Annotated in this window: 16 protein-coding genes, 1 tRNA gene and 1 pseudogene; 8 read left to right on the forward strand and 10 right to left on the reverse strand. The window is 65.4% G+C overall.

Features of this window, described 5'->3' with window-relative positions; translation table 11 throughout:
• Positions 1-45: 45 nt before the first annotated feature.
• A pseudogene (locus tag G7007_RS10570) lies at positions 46-4393 on the reverse strand (NEL-type E3 ubiquitin ligase domain-containing protein).
• 243 nt (positions 4394-4636) lie between these two features.
• On the opposite strand from G7007_RS10570, the gene G7007_RS10575 reads away from it, so the two are divergent.
• From G7007_RS10575 to G7007_RS10585, 3 genes are read left to right on the forward strand one after another with little or no spacing between them, the layout of a single operon-like run.
• On the forward strand, positions 4637-6880 hold the full coding sequence (locus G7007_RS10575) for an ATP-binding protein (protein ID WP_181101593.1): 2244 nt from the start codon (positions 4637-4639) through the stop codon (positions 6878-6880).
• Positions 6881-6895: 15 nt separating this feature from the next.
• Entirely contained in the window at positions 6896-7357 is a 462-nt protein-coding gene (locus G7007_RS10580) for a response regulator (protein ID WP_181101595.1), read from the forward strand.
• A 38-nt stretch (positions 7358-7395) separates the two neighbouring features.
• Positions 7396-9759 carry a response regulator gene (locus tag G7007_RS10585; protein ID WP_181101724.1) on the forward strand — a complete coding sequence of 788 codons (2364 nt, stop codon included), beginning with the start codon at positions 7396-7398 and terminating at the stop codon, positions 9757-9759.
• Positions 9760-9900: 141 nt separating this feature from the next.
• Here G7007_RS10585 and G7007_RS10590 read toward each other — a convergent pair.
• Positions 9901-9975: transfer RNA gene (locus G7007_RS10590), tRNA-Gln, on the reverse strand.
• Between the two features lie 317 nt (positions 9976-10292).
• On the opposite strand from G7007_RS10590, the gene G7007_RS10595 reads away from it, so the two are divergent.
• Positions 10293-10535, forward strand: coding sequence for a hypothetical protein (locus tag G7007_RS10595; protein WP_181101597.1), 243 nt, complete (start codon positions 10293-10295; stop codon positions 10533-10535).
• A gap of 5 nt (positions 10536-10540) precedes the next feature.
• On the opposite strand, the gene G7007_RS10600 is transcribed toward G7007_RS10595, so the two are convergent.
• Positions 10541-10966 (reverse strand): DUF1810 domain-containing protein, encoded by a 426-nt coding sequence (locus G7007_RS10600; protein ID WP_181101599.1) that lies wholly within the window; start codon positions 10964-10966, stop codon positions 10541-10543.
• A gap of 154 nt (positions 10967-11120) precedes the next feature.
• Between G7007_RS10600 and G7007_RS10605 the strand changes: the two genes are divergently transcribed.
• Positions 11121-12389 (forward strand): leucine-rich repeat-containing protein kinase family protein, encoded by a 1269-nt coding sequence (locus G7007_RS10605; RefSeq protein WP_181101601.1) that lies wholly within the window; start codon positions 11121-11123, stop codon positions 12387-12389.
• A gap of 68 nt (positions 12390-12457) precedes the next feature.
• Positions 12458-13324, forward strand: a complete 867-nt coding sequence (locus G7007_RS10610) for a LysR family transcriptional regulator (protein ID WP_181101603.1) — start codon at positions 12458-12460, stop codon at positions 13322-13324.
• Here the strand turns inward: G7007_RS10610 and G7007_RS10615 are convergent.
• From G7007_RS10615 to G7007_RS10635, 5 genes are all read right to left on the reverse strand, one after another.
• A complete protein-coding gene (locus G7007_RS10615) occupies positions 13298-14449 on the reverse strand; it encodes an HPP family protein (protein ID WP_181101605.1) in 1152 nt (383 codons plus the stop codon). The two genes, G7007_RS10610 and G7007_RS10615, sit on opposite strands and share 27 nt — an antisense overlap.
• 400 nt (positions 14450-14849) lie before the next feature.
• On the reverse strand, positions 14850-16163 hold the full coding sequence (locus G7007_RS10620; RefSeq protein WP_181101607.1) for a sensor histidine kinase: 1314 nt from the start codon (positions 16161-16163) through the stop codon (positions 14850-14852).
• Entirely contained in the window at positions 16160-16828 is a 669-nt protein-coding gene (locus G7007_RS10625) for a response regulator transcription factor (protein WP_181101609.1), read from the reverse strand. The genes G7007_RS10620 and G7007_RS10625 overlap by 4 nt, the downstream gene beginning before the upstream one ends.
• Positions 16829-17143 carry a PepSY domain-containing protein gene (locus G7007_RS10630; protein ID WP_060393138.1) on the reverse strand — a complete coding sequence of 105 codons (315 nt, stop codon included), beginning with the start codon at positions 17141-17143 and terminating at the stop codon, positions 16829-16831. It lies immediately after the preceding gene.
• Complete coding sequence (locus G7007_RS10635; protein ID WP_181101611.1) at positions 17143-17451, reverse strand: PepSY domain-containing protein; 309 nt, start codon at positions 17449-17451, stop codon at positions 17143-17145. Before G7007_RS10635 ends, G7007_RS10630 begins: the two co-directional genes overlap by 1 nt.
• 149 nt (positions 17452-17600) lie before the next feature.
• On the opposite strand from G7007_RS10635, the gene G7007_RS10640 reads away from it, so the two are divergent.
• Together G7007_RS10640 and queD are read left to right on the forward strand one after the other, a co-directional pair.
• Positions 17601-18680, forward strand: a complete 1080-nt coding sequence (locus G7007_RS10640) for a patatin-like phospholipase family protein (RefSeq protein ID WP_181101613.1) — start codon at positions 17601-17603, stop codon at positions 18678-18680.
• Between the two features lie 52 nt (positions 18681-18732).
• Positions 18733-19089, forward strand: a complete 357-nt coding sequence (gene queD / locus G7007_RS10645; protein ID WP_181101615.1) for a 6-carboxytetrahydropterin synthase QueD — start codon at positions 18733-18735, stop codon at positions 19087-19089.
• 11 nt (positions 19090-19100) lie between these two features.
• Here the strand turns inward: queD and G7007_RS10650 are convergent, their stop codons facing one another.
• The gene (locus G7007_RS10650) at positions 19101-19880 is read right to left on the reverse strand and encodes a hypothetical protein (protein WP_181101617.1); all 780 of its coding nucleotides are present in this window, start codon (positions 19878-19880) and stop codon (positions 19101-19103) included.
• A gap of 75 nt (positions 19881-19955) precedes the next feature.
• Positions 19956-20423, reverse strand: a complete 468-nt coding sequence (locus G7007_RS10655; RefSeq protein ID WP_181101619.1) for a DUF1289 domain-containing protein — start codon at positions 20421-20423, stop codon at positions 19956-19958.
• Between the last annotated feature and the right edge of the window lie 125 nt (positions 20424-20548).

The raw sequence follows: 20548 nt of genomic DNA on the forward strand, positions 1-20548 counted from the left end.
CGCCAGCGCAGCACGCACGACGCTGCGCCGAAGCAGCGACGGGGCTCAGCGTGGGGCCTGCTCTAGTTCCTCCAGCGTCAGTGTCAGCAACAGCCTGTGCTCGGCCTGCTGGCGCTCGCCAGCCAGCTGCTCGGCCTTGTCCAGATAGGCCTGCTCGCCGAACAGCGTGCTCCAGCCCTCGAGCCCTTCGAGCCGCAGGTGAAACGGCCTGTTCATCTCTTCGATCAGATGCCCGAAACGCTGGCGCAGATGGTCTACCCAGAAATCGCGTTGCACCAGGGATTCTGCGACCGCACGGTGGGTCTCGGTGGCCAGGATGGTCGTACGTGCCAGATTGATATCGGACGCAGTGACTCGGCTGTGCGAGCCGAAATACATGTAGTCTGGCTGCTCGGGCAATCCGAGCGGTCCGGCCAGGTAGACCCGGTAAGCCATGATGACTTCGGTGTCGTCCACGGGCCGTGGCGAGGGCTCGCTTCGCAGCCTTTGGATATGAGCGGCCGCCATGCGGTCCACTTCGTCGAGTCGATACAGCGAGCGCCCCAGCCTCAGCAGCGCTCGCGTGGCCAGCGCCCCGGTCTGACCCTGCGTACACTCGGCCACGAGGGTATGCACCTCCAGCTGACTGAGAATGAGCAGTGCGCGGTCAGCGCATGTGCGAGGGCCGGCGGCCTGTTGGAACAGCGCTTCCCTGACCTGGCTGTCACGTTCGCAGGCACGCAGGATACGCCACACGCGCGCGCAACCGCTTCGGTTGTCGCTTGAACTCATTGGACTGGCCCAGATCGGCGAAAAAGCGCAGCAGGTCTTCGCTGCCTGGCTCAGCCTCCAGCCTGTCCCAGATGCCCTGGTGCTCGGCACGCTCCCTGCCTGACCAGTCGCCCAGCCAGTGATCGCGCGCGGTTGCATTGACAGGCACATGGGCCTGGACACTATCCGGAGCCTCGGACGTGGCCTGTCCCTCCTGGCTGGCTCGATTGATCTCGACCATGCTGGCGCTGTCGAGCGGGTTGTCGTGCATGAACAGACGCCGCAGGGAAAATTGCGACCATGACGTGCGCAACTGCTGAATGGCGTTGTCACGCAGGTCGACCTGCTCGACGAAGGGCCGCTGTCGTGGCCAGGTGGGCATCTGTGCGGTCAAGGTATCGCGCAACGACACATCGCGCAGGTTGCGCAGGGCAGCAAGGCTGGGCATGACCCCCAGCGGATTGCCGCTCAGCTCAAGGCGATGGAGCTGGGCCAGCAGGGCGATCCGCCGGTCGCTTTCGGCGTCCCAGACGATCCGGTTGTTCCCCAGCCTCAGCTCCCTCAGGTGCACCAGCGTGTCGAGCCCCTCGGGCAAACGCGTCAACCGGTTATGGCGTACATCCAGTATTCGCAGGTTCGTGAAGCGACTCAGGAACGAGGGAGGGAGCTGGGTCAGGCCCATGTCACGCAGTACCAGCTCGTGCACATGCCCGAAGTCGACGCTCTCTGGCAACGCCGGCAGACCACCGACGCGTTCGCCTTCGATGACCAGCCGTGCCCCATCGTAACCGCCACGCTTGCGTCGCCAGCAGCGACGAATGCGCGCGGCCACCTCATGCCGCCGAAGGGCTTGAAGCGAGGTGCCAGGCTCGGCCTGCCAGGCCTCGAGGGCCGCACGCAGGGTGGCCAGTTGCTGGTGCAGTTCATGCAGGTAGTTCCAGGGGTCGATGCCCCGCCCGCGCAGTTCGTGCAGAAACGCGTCGACGTCCGCCGTGGAAAACGTAGGGTAAAGCTGGCGCAAGCCGCGGCCGAACGCTTGCTGACTGCTTTCACCCCGTCCACTCAACGGATACCCGACGCGTCCGTCGCCGAGCCGCGACGGCGACCTGAGCCTCTGGCGCTCGGTCACCAGGCCAAGCGCTCGTGCCGCGTCGAGACGTGACCGGCTGGCCTGCTCGGCCAGACGCTCACCCAGCTCTGGCGCCGTCAGATCGGCCTTGCCGAGCAACAGCTTCTGCAAGGGGTCGAGCCTCAGCAAGAGCGCCTCGTTCAACGTGCCATCCTGGCGACTGCCCGGCACGAGGCCGCCCAGGGCATCCACACACGCGTACCGGCCCTGCTTGCTGACGATCACCTTCGCCTCGGCGTCGACCGTCGCGGTCGACTGGGCAATCACGGCGCCATGCGGCGCGTCCTGACGAATCTCTATCCGTATGCCTTCCGGCCACGGCGCCACCGCCTCGATGAGGCCCAATGCCAACCTTTCCGTGTCCTGCCCCGCCATCTGGAGGATCAGCAGCCCTGCGCACGCACGGTCCAGACGCGCATCGTGCAGCGCCCAACGCGCTTGCTGGGCCAGCGCCAACGGCACACGTCGCTCGTCCATCAGGCGCTGCACCTGTGCCTGGGTCGCATGTTCGACCCGTTCATTGGCGCATCGCGGCGTCAGCCCTGGGAAGTCACGCCGGAGCACCTGTGCGGCAGCCTGCACCACCGGTTGGCTCGCGGCTATCTGCGCTTCGAGCGCAGCACCTCGCTCGTCGGGGAATCGAAGGTGCACGTCATACCGGTGCAACGCGTCACGCAGCCGCGCAGGTGCCGGTGCATTTTCCAGGTGCAGGCCGCGAAGCTGATCCTCGGTCATGCCGGTGACACGCACTGCGAAGCGCACCGCCTCGTCGCTGGCCCGGGCCGCCTCGCTGTCGAGGCGGCGCACCAGTTCACCGACATCGCTCCACGCCTGGGGCTGCTCCAGCGCATGCCGCCAGCCACCCGCCACATTGCCCTCCACCGGTGGCGAATAGGCACCCTTGCGCCGGGGGTGGACGACTCGCCAGTGCGCCTGCTCGTGCGAACGCTCGAGCCTTAGCAGGCCCGCCTGCGTGCTCACATGACGCACATGCAAGTGGTGTGGCGCCGCTTCGGCCCCCTGAATGGCATAGCCGGGAAGGCTCGGATCAAGCAGGCGCAGCGCGCCAGAGTCGCCAACGACAGGAGCGAGGTCATCCACGAAACGCACGCGCTGGGCCACTCGCGCCACGGCGACAGAGGCACCTGCGATCAGCGCATTGCTCACGAGGCTCTCGGCGACGTTGAACAGGTGCGACATGGCCGCCTCACGATCACCCAGCGCCCAGTCCTCGTAGCCTTCGTACACGTCCCTGGCCAACTGGACGGCCGCGACGCCCAGCATCACCACGCCCATCCCTGGCACGAACAGGCTGGCCAGCCCCAGCAGATCGAGCCCGGCGTCGACATAGCTCTCCAGTCGAGCGGCGCGGGCCTTGCGGTCTTCTTCACCGGTCGGCACGGCCAGCACCTTGGCGTCGGCCAGGATTGCAGCGACCTGCCGCTGGCGCAAGTGAACGAACGCATTGCCGGCGATCGCTTCATGCCTGCCATCGATCTCGGCAGGCGTACTGGACGTCTCCTCGCGCAACAGGCGCGCCAGCGTACGGCCGAATGCCAGTTGATCCTCCTTGCCCAGCAACTGCTCGAAGAACGCCGAATAGCCTGGTACCGCAAGGCGTCCGGCCAGGGCGATCGACAGTGCACGCCAGGAGGCATGCATGGACACGGTAGCGATGGGATCGCCTGGTATCCAGGCGATGATGGCCTCCAGGCGGGCGTCTGGCGAGGCATCCGATCGAACCTCGATGGCCAGCACACCGTTGATCCGCTTACCCAGTACCCGTATCTCGTGTGCCTTCAGTACGCAGGCGTCAGGCGGCACCACGGGCGTGGATGCCGCCCACGCCAACAAGCGTCGGTAGTTGTCCTGATCGAGGCCACCGCGTAGCCGGGCCAGGCAGGCATCCGCGACGAGGGCTGTTCGGAAAGCCTCCTCCAGCACTTGCTCGACGCCCTCTCGCGCGGCGCCCTGGGGCGTCAACACCGCCTTGATCTGACGCTGGTACTGACCACCGATGTCCAGCGTTCGACACAAGTGCGCGAAGCGCTCAGGCTTCAAGGCAACAGGCTGGCGGGCCGCATCGACGATCTGGGTCTCGGACGAGAAGGCAGCCGAGGCCGTTTCGCTGGCCTCGAAGTTGTGCAAGGCCGCCGCCAGCAGGCTCTGCTGGCTGACATGACGTTTGTAGGTCTGCGCCAGACCGAGGCTGGCACTGGCCTCGGGCAGGTAAGCCACCACGTTGATCTGGCTGGTACGCACGTCCAGCTGGCATTCGAGCTCACGCTTGAGCACCGGCGCCAGCAAGGCCTCGGCGAACACCGGCAAGGCGGGAATGGCCGCGAGTACCTGCCGTGCCCGAGTATGGGCCCGCTGCTGCGCAAGCAGGTGCGTGCGCAGGGCGGCGCGCTGCTCGGCCGAGGCCGACCGAAACCAGGCGGGCAATTGACGGGCGATCAGGGTATCGATACTGGTGGCCGGGGCAAGATGGTCGGACATGGCGAAGCCTCTCATGTACAAGGAGAGCCGAGTCTGGGCAGCCCTTTCCGGGCCCGGGCGGTAGCTATGTCTGGAGTGCCCTCGCGCCCGATCGTCACGCCTCGGGCGCACCGCTGCGCGCAGCGATGAAACCCGCGAAGGCTTTTGCTTTCGTATGCATCCCGGGCCGGTAATCACGACCCTTTTCTGCTACCGTAGACAGCCTTATGCCATGTGCCTACACGTCCGATCTCGTATGACGGACCGGGAGCGTTACCGTTGACCATCGCCGACCCTTCTCTCCAGCAAGCCATCGAACGCTGCGCCCAAGAGCCCATTCGCGTACCTGGCAGCATTCAGCCCCAAGGCTTCCTGCTCGTGCTGGACGAAAGCGATTTCAGCATTCTGCAAGCCAGCGAGAATGCCGAGCGCTGGCTGGGCCTGTCGGCGCACGCGCTGATCGGGCGGGACGCACGCCAGTTTCTGGATGCCGAATTCGACCTTGAGCTGAACCTGGAGCAGATGCCGGAACAGGAAAACTTCCCCTTCCACATCAGCAACGTGCGACTGTGCGCCGAGGGCGCCTCGGGCGATCTCCTGCAATTGCTGGTTCATCGCCATGACCAGGTCCTGCTGGCCGAGTTCGAACCGTGCAAGCGCATGGTCTCGCAGAACAGCCACTATTGGCTGATCCGCGCCTTCGTCGGCAGCCTGCACCAGGTGGGCGACACCCATGACCTGCTGACGCGTAGCGTCCAGGAAATCAAGCGCCTGACCGGCTTTGGCCGGGTCAAGGCCTACTGCTTCGATGCCGAAGGCAATGGCCTGGTCCTGGCCGAAGAAGCCGAACCCGGCTATCCACGCTACCTGGGCTTGTGCTTTCCGGCCTCGGACATTCCGCGCCAGGCCCGCGAGCTGTATCGCATCAACCGGATCCGCCTGATCGGCGATGCCAACTACCAACCCGCTCGCCTGGTACCTGAAAACAACCCACGCACCGGCAAGCCGCTCGACCTCAGCTTCGCCTCGTTGCGCAGCGTCTCGCCCGTGCACCTGCACTACATGCGCAACATGGGCACCCTGGCGTCGATGTCGCTCTCGATCGTGGTGGAGGGCAAGCTGTGGGGATTGATCTCCTGTCACCACGATGAACCGCGGACGGTGGATTTCCAGACGCGCACTGCCTGCGAATTGCTGGCCAGCGTCCTGTCGCTGCAGATCGAGTCCCGCGAATCGCACACCAACACCCGCAAGCTGCTCGACTTGCGCCAGCACATCGTCAAGATGCTGTCGTCCATGGCCGACCATGACAGCGTGGCCCTGGGCCTGCTGGAGCTGCCCGAAGTGCTGCTGGCGTTCGCCGACGCCTCGGGCGCCGCGATCATCAGCGCCGACCGCTGCGACGTCGTCGGGCAGACGCCGCCCACCGCGCAGATCACCGCCCTGGTCCATTGGCTGTCGCGCCGAGGCGACGAGAACGTCTTCCACACCGACAACGTACGCCGCGACATCGAAGAGCTGCCAGAGCTGGGCGAGCATGCCGCCGGCGTGCTGGCCCTGGCCATCTCGCAGATCCACTCACACTACCTGGTCTGGTTCAGGCCCGAGCAGGCACGTACGGTCGAATGGGCCGGACGCCCGGAAAAACACCTCAGCCCGCAGGGCACGCTGGATCCGCGCAACAGCTTCGAGCGCTGGCAGGAAGAGGTGCGTGACTTCAGCAAGCCGTGGGATCCGTTGGTGCTTGAAAGCAGCCTGGAGCTGCGCAACGCCGTGCTCGGCATCGTTCTGCGCAAGGCCGAGGAGCTGGCTCAGCTGGCCAGCGAGCTGAAGCGCTCGAACAAGGAACTCGAGGCCTTCTCCTACAGTGTCTCCCATGACCTGCGCGCGCCCCTTCGGCACATCGCCGGCTATACCGAGCTGCTGGGCGAGATGGAAGCACAGACCTTGACCGAACGCGGCCAGCGCTTCCTGCAGCACATCGAGGAGGCGGCACGCTTCGCCGGCACCCTGGTCGACAACCTGCTCAATTTCTCGCAGATGGGCCGCTCTGCCCTGCGCCTGTCGGACGTCGACCCCAATGCGCTGATCGAAACCATCCGCGCCGAGCTGGCGCCCGATATCGAAGGCCGTCAGATCGACTGGCAGATCGCTTCGCTGCCCAAGGTCATCGCCGACCCGGCCTTCTTGAAGATGGTCTTGCAGAACCTGATCGCCAACGCCGTCAAATACAGCCGAGGCCGCACCCCGGCGCGTATCCAGATCGGTTATCGGCAAAGTGCGACCCATACCGAGCTCTTCATCCGCGACAACGGCGTAGGCTTCGACATGACCTATGCTAACAAGCTGTTCGGGGTCTTCCAGCGCCTGCACCGCATGGAAGATTTCGAGGGGACGGGCATCGGCCTGGCCAGCGTCCGGCGCATCATCGAACGCCACGATGGCGAGGTCTGGGCCGAAGGCCAGATCGACAAGGGGGCCACGTTCCATTTTTCGCTGCCCCGACAACCGCTGCACGCTTGAGGACACCGCATCATCATGCTCAAACCGATCCTGTTGGTCGAAGACAACCCCAGAGACCTGGAGTTGACCTTGCTGGCGCTGGAACGCAGTCAGTTGGCCAATGAAGTCATCGTCATTCGCGATGGCGCCGATGCCCTTGACTACCTGTTCCAGCGCAACGCGTTCGCGGACCGTGACCCCGGCAATCCCGCCGTGATGTTGCTGGACCTGAAACTGCCGAAGGTCGACGGCCTGGAAGTGTTGAAAATTGTCCGCGAGACGCCGGCGCTGCGCAGCATTCCGACCGTCATGCTGACCTCTTCACGCGAAGAGCCCGACCTGGAACGCGCCTACGAGCTGGGCGTGAACGCCTACGTGGTCAAGCCTGTCGACTTCAAGGAATTCGTCGCGGCGATTTCCGACCTGGGCCTCTTCTGGGCCGTGCTCAACGAGCCGCCTCCCGGATCGCTGCGCCTGCCGCGTCGGGGTCCCAACTGAGCCCGGTGGGCACGCAGTCGGTGCCACTCAAGCTGTTGATGGTCGAAGACAGCTCGATGGACGCCGAACTGACGCTGATGCGCCTGGAGCGAAACGGCCTGCAGGTCCAGGCTCGACACGTCTTCGACCACGTCGGCGCCGAGCGTGCGTTGCGCGAAGACATCTTCGACATGGTGCTGTGCGACTGCGTGCTGCCTAGCTCGTCCGGTACCGAGGTGCTGGCCATCGCTCAGCGTCTGGCACCCGACGTGCCCTTCATCTTCCTGTCGGGGATCTACGGTGAAGAGCACGCGGTGGAAATGATCCGCCTCGGCGCCACCGACTACGTCCTGAAGAAGAACCTCTCGCTGCTGCCCAAGGCTGTCAGGCGTGCGATGACCGAAGTGCAGGAGCGCCAACGCCGTCGTCATGCCGAGCAAGCCCTGGCCGATGTCGAGGCACGCGCGCGGATCGCCATCGATGCCGCGGGCATGGGGACCTGGGACTTCCGTCCGGAGACCGATCAGCTGATCTGGGATGACCGCTGCCGGGCCTTGTTCGGCCTGGCACTGGATGCACCGGTGAACCTGGAGGTGTTCTACGCAGGCTTGTTTGCTGAGGACTTGCCCCACGTGCGCCAGGCCGTCGAGCAGGCTTTGCAACCAAGTGGCAGCGGGCGCTACCGCGTGGAATTCCGCGTCATGGGGCATGGCGGGCACGAGCCGCGCTGGTTGCTGAGCACCGGGCAGTCGCGTTTCGTCGACGGCCAGTGCGTGCGGTTCTCCGGCGTGCTGCAGGATGTGCATCAGCAGCACCTGGCCACCCAGGCGCTCAAGCAGCTCAACGAAATGCTGGGTGAGCGCGTGGAGCGCCGGACCCGTGAGCGCGACCGTGCGTGGGACCTGTCCCAGGACCTGTCGGCGGTGCTCAAGCAGGACCTGACGCCCGTGGCGCTCAACCCGGCCTGGGAAACGGTGCTCGGCCTCACCCGCGCGCACTTGTCCGAGACCTCCCTGCTGACGGTGCTCCCCGAATCCGCGCGGGAGATGTTCGTGTCCGAGCTGGCCGCGCTCAGCCAAGGCAATGGCAGCGCGCGCTTCGTCGGCCCCGTGCAGCACGCCAGCGGCCAGCAGCGCTGGTTGTCGTGGGTGGTGGTGCAGGACGACGATCTGCTCTATGTCGTGGCGCGCGACATCACCAGCGAACGCGAAGCCACTCTGGAACTGGGCGAGGCCAACCGGCGACTGCGCGAGCAGATCGCCGAGCGCGAGCGAATCGAGGCGACCTTGCAACAGATGCAGCGCCTGGAGGCCGTGGGCCAGCTCACGGCCGGCGTCGCCCATGACTTCAACAACCTGCTGACGGTCATCCTGACGGGCGCCAGCTTCCTCGAACGTGACCTGGCCAAGCCTGACCTGGCCAAGGCCATGTCGCGCCTGCAGCACATCCGGGAGGCCGGCGAGCGCGGCGCCAAGCTGACCGCCCAGCTGCTGGCCTTCTCCCGACGCCAACGGCTCGAACCGATACCGGTGAACCTGAACCACACCTTCGCCGGCCTGGAAGAGCTGCTGCGCCGGACCCTCGGCGGCAGCATTTCGGTTCGCCTCGACCTCGACCCCTTGTTGTGGCAGGCGCTGACCGATCCGACCCAGACCGAAATGATCATCCTCAACCTGGCCATCAATGCCCGCGATGCGATGCCCGAGGGGGGACAGCTGACCCTCAGCACCCGCAACACGCACATCGAGGCGCTGCCGCAACGCCCCGAAGAACCCGAGCCTGGGGAATACGTGAGCCTGTCGATCCGCGATACCGGCTTCGGCATGAGCGAAGAGATCGTCGGCAAGGTCTTCGAACCCTTCTTCACCACCAAGGACATCGGCAAGGGCTCGGGCCTGGGCCTGGCCCAGGTATTCGGCTTCGCCAAGCAGTCGGGCGGTGGGGTGCGCATCGTCACCGCGCCTGGCCAGGGCACCGAGGTCACGGTCTACCTGCCGGCAGTCAAGCAACCACAGGCCGCCCCGGTCAGCGGCCCAGCGACGACCTTGGCGCCCAGCCTCATCGGCAGCGACCGGACGGTCCTGTTGGTGGACGACGACGATCGGGTACGCGAGCTGATCGGCGAAATGCTCCACCAGTACGGCTACCAGGTGCGCCAAGCCACAGGCGGCGAACACGCGCTGACGCTGCTCGATGAGCAGATCGATGTCCTGCTCACCGACTTCGCCATGCCCGAGTTCAACGGCGCCCAGCTGGCGCAAGCGGCGCGCGAACGGTATGCCCACCTGCCTGTGGTGTTCCTGACGGGGTACGCCGATCTCGAAGGGCTGGAGCTGCCTGGCAGCCTGGTGGTGCAGAAGCCCGTGCAACCGACCACCTTGACCAAGGCGCTCGGCGAATTGCTCGGGACTCACGGCGGCTGAAAGGTGCGCTACCTCGGTAGCGCAGGCATCGACGCCAGGCGGACGTGGCGTCGACCTTGCCTGACTCGAATCGCAGACACGACAAAACGTCTCGATACGCCTTCACGTATGAAACGAAAGAATTGCGAGAGGGAGAAAAAATGGCAGGGGCGGCTGGATTCGAACCAACGCATGGCAGGATCAAAACCTGCTGCCTTACCGCTTGGCGACGCCCCTGTATCCACCGACAACCGATGTGTGACTGGCTGTGCGGGAATGAGCGGCAATGTACCAAGGAAATCGGGCGATGGGAACCCCTCAAGCGAAAAAAATCTCTTAAAACAGCGGCTTAGTCCGCCGCCGCGCTTCACGGATGCCGGATGAAAGGGGCAGGCCCCAGCGCCCTCCCATCTTCGGCGGGAGACGTTCCCATCGTCTGGCGGCCTGACGCGTGCCCTCGCAACCGTTCGTCGCGTCCAGCGGCAGGTTGGCTCAACTCGCCCCAGGTAGCCTGCTCAAACGGTAACCCAGTCATTCGCACAAGGAGCACTGCCATGCCGGTTTCACATGACCTGTATCAGGACCTGCACTACCCTCGCGAGATCGTGCAACAGCGTCGTCAGACGGACAAGGAACTGGACCGGCTGCTCGACGACTACATCGATATCGACAACCAGGTGCTGGCCGCCGAATCGATTTCAGCGGGCAACTACGAAGACGAGGCGCTTCGCCACCTCAAGGAACGTCGCCTGAGCGTCAAGTACCTGATCGAGCGTCAACTGGAACGCAGGGCCTGAGCCACTCAACGACCGAGTCGTCCCAGCGTGGCGGCGTCCGGCGTGCCGTCGAAGAACTGCATCAGGGCCAGTTGCCACAGCGGCTCGTCCGGGTCGGCGCTGTCGAACAGCGTCAGACACGAGCGCAGCTTCAGGTCGTCGGGCGTACCCAGGATCTGTCGAGCACTTTTGTCGGTGTGCTGGAGCAACGTCGTCACGCAACGCTTGAGACGATGACCGAGCACCTCGTGCGCCAGATAGGCGCGCGCCTCCTCCAGCCCTGAGATCGCATAGCGCGCAGCCATCTCGCTGCGCCCCAGCCCTTGTAGCTGAGGAAAGACGAACCACATCCAATGGCTGCGCTTGTGGCCTGCCTGCAGTTCTTGGAATACGCGTGCGTAGACCGGCTGCTGCGCTTCGACGAAACGGTTCAGAGAGTAAGGGTCGGACATGGGTCGGCTCCGTGTGCACAAGCCCTCAGCCTACGCCACCTGCGGCCGTGGTGCGACCTCCGGCTCGCCTGCCGTCCATGCGCTGCCTGCCCCTTCGCGAGCGAATGCCGCTATCATCGCCTGCCTCTTCGCATTGAATGGCACATGATTGGCGATGCATACCCTCGACGACCTCAAGGCCGGACGCTTGCGCGGCCTGACCCGCCTGGACCTCAGCCAAGACCTGGATGAATGCCCGCAGGAAATCTTCAGCCTGGCCGACAGCCTGGAGGTGCTGAACCTCTCGAACAACCGGCTCAGGCGCCTGCCGCACGACCTGCACCGCCTGACGCACTTGAAGGTGCTGTTCTGCTCGGACAACCTGTTCACCGAGCTTCCTCTGGGCGTTGGCCAGTGCCAGCGACTCGAGACCGTCGGGTTTCGCAACAACCTCATCGAACACGTCGACGGTCGTGCGCTGCCACCCGCCTTGCGCGCCTTGATCCTGACCGAAAACCGGCTCGAGGCCCTGCCTGACGCGCTGGGTGACTGCGTGCACCTGCAAAAGCTCATGCTTTCGGGCAACCGCCTGAGCCAGCTGCCAGAGGCCCTGGTACGCTGCGAACATCTCGAGCTGCTGCGCCTGGCCAGCAACCGCCTGACGGCCCTGCCCCGTTGGCTGCTGGGCCTGCCCAGGCTCGCCTGGCTGGCGTTCTCGGGCAACCCTTGCGAACCCGAGCCCCTGGCAGATCTCAAGGCCTGTCGCTCGGTCAGCTGGCATCGTGTGACCGTGGAGGAAGAGCTGGGCCGAGGCGCCTCGGGCGTCATTCATCGCGCTCACCTCGACGACGATCCAGCCCCAGTCGCCGTGAAACTGTTCAAAGGCGCCTTGACCAGTGACGGCGCGCCGCTGGCCGAGGTCCGGGCCTGCCTGGCGGCAGGGCAACATGCAGGCCTGACCGGCCTGCTCGGCCGCATCGATGACCACCCTACGGGGCTACCGGCGCTGGTCATGCCGCTGATCGACCCTGCCTGGTTCAACCTTGCCGGGCCGCCCAGCCTCGACAGTTGCACCCGTGATCGCTACCCGGCCCGGCCGCCCTTGCGCTTGCCGGCCCTACGCCGGCTGGCGCGTACCATAGCCCTGGCTGGCGCACACCTGCATGCCCGCGGCCTCAACCACGGCGACCTGTACGCGCACAACATCCTGTGCGATGACGAAGGCCAAGGCCTGCTGGGCGACTTCGGGGCGGCGGCGTTCTCGCCACACGGCCTGGCCGACGGCCTGGAACGTCTCGAAGTCCGCGCCTTCGGCATCCTGCTCGACGAACTGCTCGAACAGGCCGGCGCCGAGGCGCCCGACCTGCGTCAGCTGGCCCAGGACTGCCAGCAGCCAGCGGTCGCCTCGCGCCCCTCCTTCGAGCAGGTGGCGGCGCGCCTGTGACCCCGAACGGGGGCCGCAGCACCTGAATGCCGCCCTCCTTCTTCCTAACCCTCTCGTCGAGCTTCAGCATGGACATCGATCAAGCCCGGACCTTCCTCGAAATCGCGCGCTGCGGCAGCCTGGTCGCCGCCGCCGATCGCCTCTGCGTGTCGCAGACCGCGATCAGTGCACGGGTCCAGCGCCTGGAGCAGCAACTGGCCTGTCAACTGTTCGTGCGGGGCCGCAGCGGCGCTCGCCTGACGCCAGACGGTGAAGCCTTCCTGAGTTACGCCAATCAACTGGTCCAGACGTGGGACGCCGCGCGCCGAGACCTGCCACGCGCGCCGGGCGGACAACCGGTGCTGAACATCGGCGGCGAGGTCAGCCTGGGCACACCCTTGATGCTCGAATGGGTCTGCGCAGTGCGTCAGGCGCTGCCGGAGCATGCGGTTCGCAGCGAAGTCAGCGATGGCGAGTCGTTGTTGCGCAAGGTCGAAATGGGCTTGCTCGATGCCGTGCTGGTCTATCAGCCGAGCTATGCACCCGGCTTGCAGGTAGAGCAACTGATGGAAGAAAAGCTGGTCCGGATTCAGCGCAAGGACCGGCCGGCGCCCTATGTCTACGTCGACTGGGGCGAAGCCTTTCGCCGCCAGCACGATGCCGCACTGCCCGAATGCGCACGGGCAGACGTGAGTTTCAACCTGGGACCGCTGGCCTTGCAGTTCATTCTCGACCAGGGTGGCAGCGGTTACTTTCGTACGCGCGTGGTGCAGGCCTACCTGGACAGCGGTGTGTTCGAACGGGTCGTGCAGGCACCCGAGTTCACCTACCCCACCTTTCTGGTGCATGCCCGCGAGCGCGACAGCGACGCCTTGCAGTGCGCGCTGAATCTGCTGCGACACCAGGTGGCCGAGGACACCAGCGACTGGTCACAGCGCTGGGATCCGCTCGCCTGATACCTGGGCCGGCGCATCGAGCAGACGACGTTCCAGCCCAGCGATCAGGTCGGTCTGGGTCACCACACCGACCAGCGCATCGCCTTCCAGCACCGGCAGGCAATGCAGGCCCTGCTCGCACAGCAGTGGCAGCAGGTAGGCCAAAGGCTGCTGGGCACTGACGCTGACGACCCGGCGACTCATGATGTGCGCCAGGCGCACCGAACGGCGCGTCAGCAGGCCGCGCCAACTGAAACGGCCCCGAGCCATGGCGGGCCCGACCAGATCGCTGAGACTGACGATGCCGACGAGACGCCCCTGATCGAGCACCGGCAACGTGTGAAGACGGTGGCTCGACAGCAGCCGCCAGGCCTCTTCCAGGCTGGTCCGAGGGGTGGCGACCTGGATGTCACGGGACATCACCGAGGCGGCCGTGAGCCCGCCGAGGCTACGTTGCAGCGCCTGTCGCTCGGTGGCCAGGATGATCCGTTCCAGCTCATCGCGGGTGACATCGACGAACTCGCCCAGCGCCTCCAGGGCCTGATCCAAGTCCTCGGCATTGACACCGACACGCTCGGTCGGCAGGGGGTCGTGGGTATGATGAAGGTCTTTGCGCGGCGCCGCGCCCTTGGGGTAACGCACGCCGGTCAGGCGATTGTAGAGCACCGCGACCGTGACCAGGATCACGGCGTTGAGCAGGACCGGCTCGAGCACCCGATCACCCATCGCCACCAGCCCAGGGTCGGCCAGCACCAGGCTGGCTGCCACCCCGCCGCCCGGCGGATGCAGGCAGCGCAGCAGGCACATCACCAGGATCGATACGCCCAGCGCAGCGGCGGCGACCCAGAGCGCATCGCCCAGGCCTTGGCGCATGGCCAGGCCGACGAGGCCGGCCAGCGCATAGCTCCCGATCACCGGCCAAGGTTGGGCCAGAGGGCCTGAGTGAACGGCGAAAACCAGCACGGCCGATGCCGCCAACGGGCCGAGCAGGTGCAAGGCGATCGAGGGGCCGAAGGCCAGACTGCATGACCAGCCGGCCAGGAACAGGCCCAGTACGGCGCCAAGACCTGCACGCAGCCATTCGCGTGGCGGTGTATTCAGGGAGGGCGGCAGCTGCCAGCGGGTGTTTGAGGTTCTGGAGAACATGGAGGAAGGGACTACCTGACGAAGTTTGACCGAGACGCCCTGGAGGCTGCAGCAGCGCGGCAGGCCATTGTGCCTAACGCACCTGGACACTGACCAATTCAAAAAAATGCGCTTGGCCTGCAACTTTCTTGCAGCGATGCGGCCGGACCGACCGCGAAGCGGCCCTAAACTCGGTTAGCAATAAAGCCTTGGATCCTGCCGACCATCACCATGTTCTCTGCGCGACAGCGCGGCGCCAAGGCGGCGGGCGGACTCCCACAGGAGGACTGCGCTTGCCTGCCTCATGCCGGTGAAGCTGTGGATGTAACCATGACCCTGTCTCAGGGCTTTTTCCAAAGACATTGAAAGGCCCACGACGCCTTGGGGCGCGCCAGCGATGGCAGCACCGAAGACAGCCCCGCTACCGCCTGGGCAACTGCACGTCCACGCGCAATCCGCCCTGTGGACTTTCCTGCAAGGTCAGCTGCCCGCCCCAGGCGTCGACGATGTCGCGAACGATCCCCAGACCCAGCCCGTGACCATCGACCTGCTCGTCCAGGCGCGACCCGCGCTCCAGGACGCTCTGACGCGCGCTTTCAGGGATGCCGGGGCCGTCGTCGTCCACCCACAACCGGTAACCTTCGGGCGTCTGTGCAATGGCGAGCCGTACCTCGCTGTCGGCCCATTTGCAGGCATTGTCCAGCAGGTTGCCCAACAGCTCGAGCAGGTCCTCGCGGTCCCAGGGCAGCAGCAGGCCAGGCGGTACCTCGCTGCACAAGACAAGCCCTTCACCATGAATCATGCCCAGCGTGGCGAGCAGCCCTGGCAATTCCGCGTCACAGTCGAACTGCGCACCTGGCAGCGCATCGCCCGCCAGGCGTGCGCGGTTGAGTTCGCGCGCCAGGCGCTGCTGGATCTGCTCGAGCTGTTCCTGCAGTTGTGCACGCACCTCGGGCTGGTCCTTGAGGCGTTCACTGCTCGCCAGGCTGAGCAGCACCGCCAGCGGCGTTTTCAAGGCATGGCCCAGATTGCCCAGGGCATTGCGGGACCGCCGCAAGCTGTCTTCGGTGTGGGCCAGCAAGTGGTTGATCTGTGCCACCAGTGGCTCCAGTTCGCTGGGCACCTGCTCGTCCAGCTGCGAGCGCCGTCCCTGTTGCAACTGGGCGATCTGTCGGCGAGCGCGCTCCAGCGGGCGCAGCGAGCGGGTCACGGTCACGCGCTGCAGCACCAGGATCAACAACAGCGCCACCAGTCCCAGCCCCAGCCCGATCTGCTCGAGACGCCTGAACCCATCGCGCACCGGCGAATAATCCTGCGCCACGCTGATCGAGATGTCCTGCCCCAGCCGCCGATAGTCCGCGCGCAGCACCAGCAATTGCTGACCTTCCGGCGCCAATTGATGGCCGCTTTCCAGGCCCGGCTGAGCCGGCTTGGGCATCTCCAGGTCCCAGAGCGAGCGCGAACGCCAACTGCCCTGCTCGAAATCGATGCGAAAGTAATAGCCTGACAGCGGGCGCTGGTACGCCGCCGACACCCGGCGCTCATCCAGTTGCAGGCCATTCGGGCCACGCATCAGGGCCACCAGCAGGTTCTCGCTTTCCTTGCGCAGGCCCGCCTCCAGGTAACGCTGCAAGCCGACCTCGAACAGCCATAGCCCCAATTGCGCGAACCCCAGCCCCACCACCACCAGCACTGCGACCAGCCCGAGGCTCAGACGCCCCTGGATGGACTTCATTCGCGGTGTCCGGCATAGCGGTAGCCCTGACCGCGATGGGTCTCGATCACGCTGCGGCCCAGCTTGCGCCGCAAGTGATTGACGTGCACCTCGAGCACGTTCGAATCGCGCTCGGTCTCGCCGTCATAGAGGTGTTCGGCCAAGTGCCCCTTGGACAGGATCTGCTGCGGGTGCAGCATGAAATAGCGCAACAACCGAAACTCGGCGGCGGTCAGCTGGACATCGAGCCCATCGCGGGTCACGCACTGGCGCGTCTCGTCCAGGTGCAGCCCGGCAGCCTCCAGGCGCGGCTGATTGGCCAACCCGCGTGCACGGCGCACCAGCGCCTGGATGCGCAGCTGCAATTCCTCGGGATGAAAGGGTTTGCTCAGGTAATCGTCGGCGCCAGCCTTGAGCCCTTCGATGCGCTCGGCCCAGGAACCACGCGCCGTGAGGATCAGCACCGGCGCGAGCAGGCCGCCGGCACGCCATTGCGCCAGGACCTCGAGGCCCGGCAGGCCCGGCAGGCCCAGGTCCAGGATGATCAGGTCATAGGGTTCGCTCTGGCCCTGGTATACCGCGTCGCGACCATCGGCCAGCCAGTCGACCGCGTAGCCCTGGCGCTGCAGGCTCGCGGTCAGTTCATCGGCAAGCGGGACGTTATCCTCCACCAACAACAAGCGCATTCAGTCATCTTCCTCGTCTTTGAGCAACGCACCCGTGCTGGCATCGAGCTTGATTTCGCGCACCACACCTTCGGGGGTGAGCATTTCCACCTCGTACTCGTAGCGCCCATGCTCCTTTTCCAGCTCGGCTTCGAGCAGGCGTGAGCCGGGGTGGCGCGCGAGGGCCGCTTCGAGCAGCTTTTCCAGCGGCAGGATGACGCCCTCGCGTCGCAACTCGAGGGCTTCGTCCTGATCCAGGTCGCGGGCCACCGCCAGCGAGCAGCAAGCCGACAGCGCCAGCACCAGGCAGCGCGCCGTCAGCGACAGATCGTTCATCAGTTGTCCCGTTCGTCCTTCAGGATGTCACCGGTGCGGGCATCCAGGTCGACATCCCACTCCACGCCTTGGGCGTCGCGCAATTCGACCTTGTAGATGTAGCGGCCGTATTCGTTCTCGAGCTCCGAATCGGTGGCCGTCGAGCCGGGGTGCTTGGCGATCGCCGTCGCCTTGAGTTCGTCGAGCGACTTGACGGTCTTGCCATTGACCAGCTTGACCACTTCGTCGGGCTGGACGTCCTTGGCCAAGGCCGCATTGGCCCCCAGGGCGAGCGTGGCGGCGGTCAGCAGGGCAGTCAGCGTTTTCATGGGTCTCTCCATCGAGGTCTTCGTGTTGGGTACGACTCAAGCTTATGGCTTGCGGCTTAACTCAACCTGAAGCGAGCGGCGGCATGATAACGCAGCCGTCAGCGCCCGGCTTCCCTATAATGGCCACCCCGTTGCACGCGAGGTCTGCCATGAGCGCCATCCACATCCCCTACCCTGCCCTGACGATCAAAGCCGGCCAGCGTGCCCTGGCGCACGTTCGCGAACGTGGCCTGCGGGCAGGCGATGTCGGTACCGTGCCAGGTGCTGCAGGCGGGCCCAAGCCGCTCGGCATCCAGGGCCTGGACCTGGCGCTGTTCGGCGACTGGCTGCCTTCGGCGCCCCGCCCGCGCGCCTTGATCGGCGCCTCGATTGGCGCCTGGCGCTTCGCCAGCGCCTGCCTCGTCGACCCCGTCGAAGGGCTGCGCCGACTTGCCACGCTGTACACCGAACTGGATTTCGCCAAAGGCACCACCCCCGCCGAGGTCAGTCGACGCTGCGAGGACATGCTCGAGGCGCTGCTGCAAGGCGGCGACGGACACATCCTGAGCAATGCCGATTACCGGCTCAACGTGCTGGTGGTCAAGAGCCATGGCCTGCTGGCCGACGATCATCGCGCCCGGCTTGGCATGGGCCTGTCCTCGGTGCTGGCGGACAACCTGCTGGCGCGCGGGCGTCTGGCGCGGCATTTCGAGCGCCTGGTGCTGCACGACAGCCGGGCCCTGCCACCGTTGGAGGCCCTGGAGGATTTCCCTTCACGCTGCGTACCCTTGAGTCCGGCCAACCTGCGCCAGGCCCTGCTGGCCTCAGGCTCGATCCCGATGGTCATGCAAGGCGTACGCGACCTGCCAGGTGCCGGCAGTGGGACCTACCGTGACGGCGGCCTGCTCGACTATCACCTGGACCTGCCCTATCGGGGCGACGACCTGGTGCTCTACCCGCACTTCACCGACAAGGTCGTCCCTGGCTGGTTCGACAAGGGCCTGCCGTGGCGCAAGGGCGACGCCTGGCGGCTACGCAATGTCGTGCTGCTGACGCCGTCGCCGCAGTACCTGGCCCGCCTGCCCTTCGGCAAGCTGCCGGACCGAAGCGACTTCAAGCGCTTCATGGGCGATCCGGCGAGCCGCAAGCGCTACTGGTACACCGCCATCGACGAGAGCCGACGACTGGGCGACGAGCTGCTCGAGCTCATCGCCACCGGGCGACTCGGGGACCGGCTGCGCCCCTTGTAGCCGTCATGCTGGTAGACTGCACGCCCGTATGGGTTCTACAGAGTCTACGAGTTTGGAAATCTTCAAGGAATTCACGTTCGAATCAGCCCACCGCCTGCCCAACGTGCCGGCGGGGCACAAATGTGGCCGTCTGCACGGCCACTCGTTCAAGGTCGCCCTGCACCTGACCGGGCCGGTCGATCCGCACACCGGCTGGATCCGCGACTTCTCCGAGATCAAGGCGGTGTTCAAGCCGATCTACGAGCAGCTCGACCACAACTACCTCAATGACATCCCTGGCCTGGAAAACCCCACCAGCGAAGTCATCGCGCACTGGATCTGGCACCAGGTCAAACCGCTGCTGCCGGAGCTGTCCAAGGTCAGGATCCATGAAACCTGCACCAGCGGTTGTGAATACACCGGCGACTGAACGCACGATCTTCAGGCTACGCCGGCTGCCGGTTTGGGGTGCGGCGGCACGGTTGCGTGAATCACCTGGATCGCCAGGCGGCCTCGGTGGCCTCGACGGTCGTTGAGGTAGGCCCTGCCTTGCTCGATCAGCCGTCGCACGATCCGTCCCGTCGGCCCGTACAGTTCGAGTCCGGTACGCACGTCGCCGGCCTGAAGTGTACTGGGGTCCAGGCCATCGAGGGTCCAGAGCGGCGTGACCTTGCCCTTGCGGTAGAGGAACAGCAGCCCCCGACCTTCCACCAACGGATCGGTAAGCAGATCGAGCCCCGCATGGGGCAGCGGGTCCGGCATCGCCACCTCGACCTGGGGGGGCGTGTGCAACGGCGAGCGACCTGCCGGCGTGTCGGTGGGATACATCCCCAGGTAGCCGTTGCGGCTCACGTCCAGCACATATTCCAGCTCAGGCCAGCGATCGATGTTGATGCCCGCATAGGCAGGCCGTATCTCATAGGCGTAGAGCTCGCCGATGCTGTACACGCCGAACCAGAAATACTCGCAGTAGATGCGCTGACGCGGACCGAAGAACGGCAACTGATCGTGCAGGAAGGACTGGATTTCTTCTGGTTGGTAGTCACGGCCAGACATCAGCCAGCCATCGTCGCCGTTCCAGTCGTTGAACTCGACCCAGAGAGGTTTGACCCGCTCGCCGCGCGACTTGAGCAATTCGCGGTCGCCAAGCGGCTCTTCACCGAATTGCCAGTAGCACTTGGCATTGAAGCACAGCAAGGGTTCAAAGACGTATTCGCTCATGACACTGCACCGTATCGCCTGAAGGGGCAGTGACTCTAGGCGCGCCTGGCGAACCAGTGCAGGGGGAAAAGCCTGCTAGCGTTCCTCGTTGCGCAGGAACAGCGGCGCGATGTAGCGATCGTAGTGCGCCTCCGACAACAGGAAGAACTCACGGTCGATGGCATCGCGCAGACGTGGCAGTTCCCAGTCACGAAACTCCGGCAGCAACGCCATGCCATAGGCTTCCAGGTCACGAATCATCCGCGCCCCGCGGGCGATCAGTTGGTAGGCCCAGCAATACTCGGACTGGTGGGCGACGAAGCGGATCGAACGCTGCTCGAGCTGCTCGCGCAGACGCTCGCGGTCGAACACTTCGAGCTTGGCCATCATCACCTGCACCAGCAAGGCTTCCAGACGCAGCCACACCGCCCGCTTGGCCTCGTCGTCATAACCGTTCCAGTGGATCACTTCGTGATGGAAACGCTTGCAGCCACGGCACACATGGTCACCGTAGACGGTGGAGCACAGCCCCACGCACGGGGTCTTGATGGATTGATTGGACATCGCAGGACAACGGCTTGAGAACGGGACACCGACCCATGTTAGCCCTTTGTCTAACGGGGGTCACGGGTTAAAGTCGAGCGCTGCGCCTTACCTTGTGGCGCTTTTTACCGTAGAATCCATTCGCC

It is taken from the genome of Pseudomonas entomophila, from assembly GCF_013523125.1.
GTDB lineage: Bacteria > Pseudomonadota > Gammaproteobacteria > Pseudomonadales > Pseudomonadaceae > Aquipseudomonas > Aquipseudomonas entomophila_B.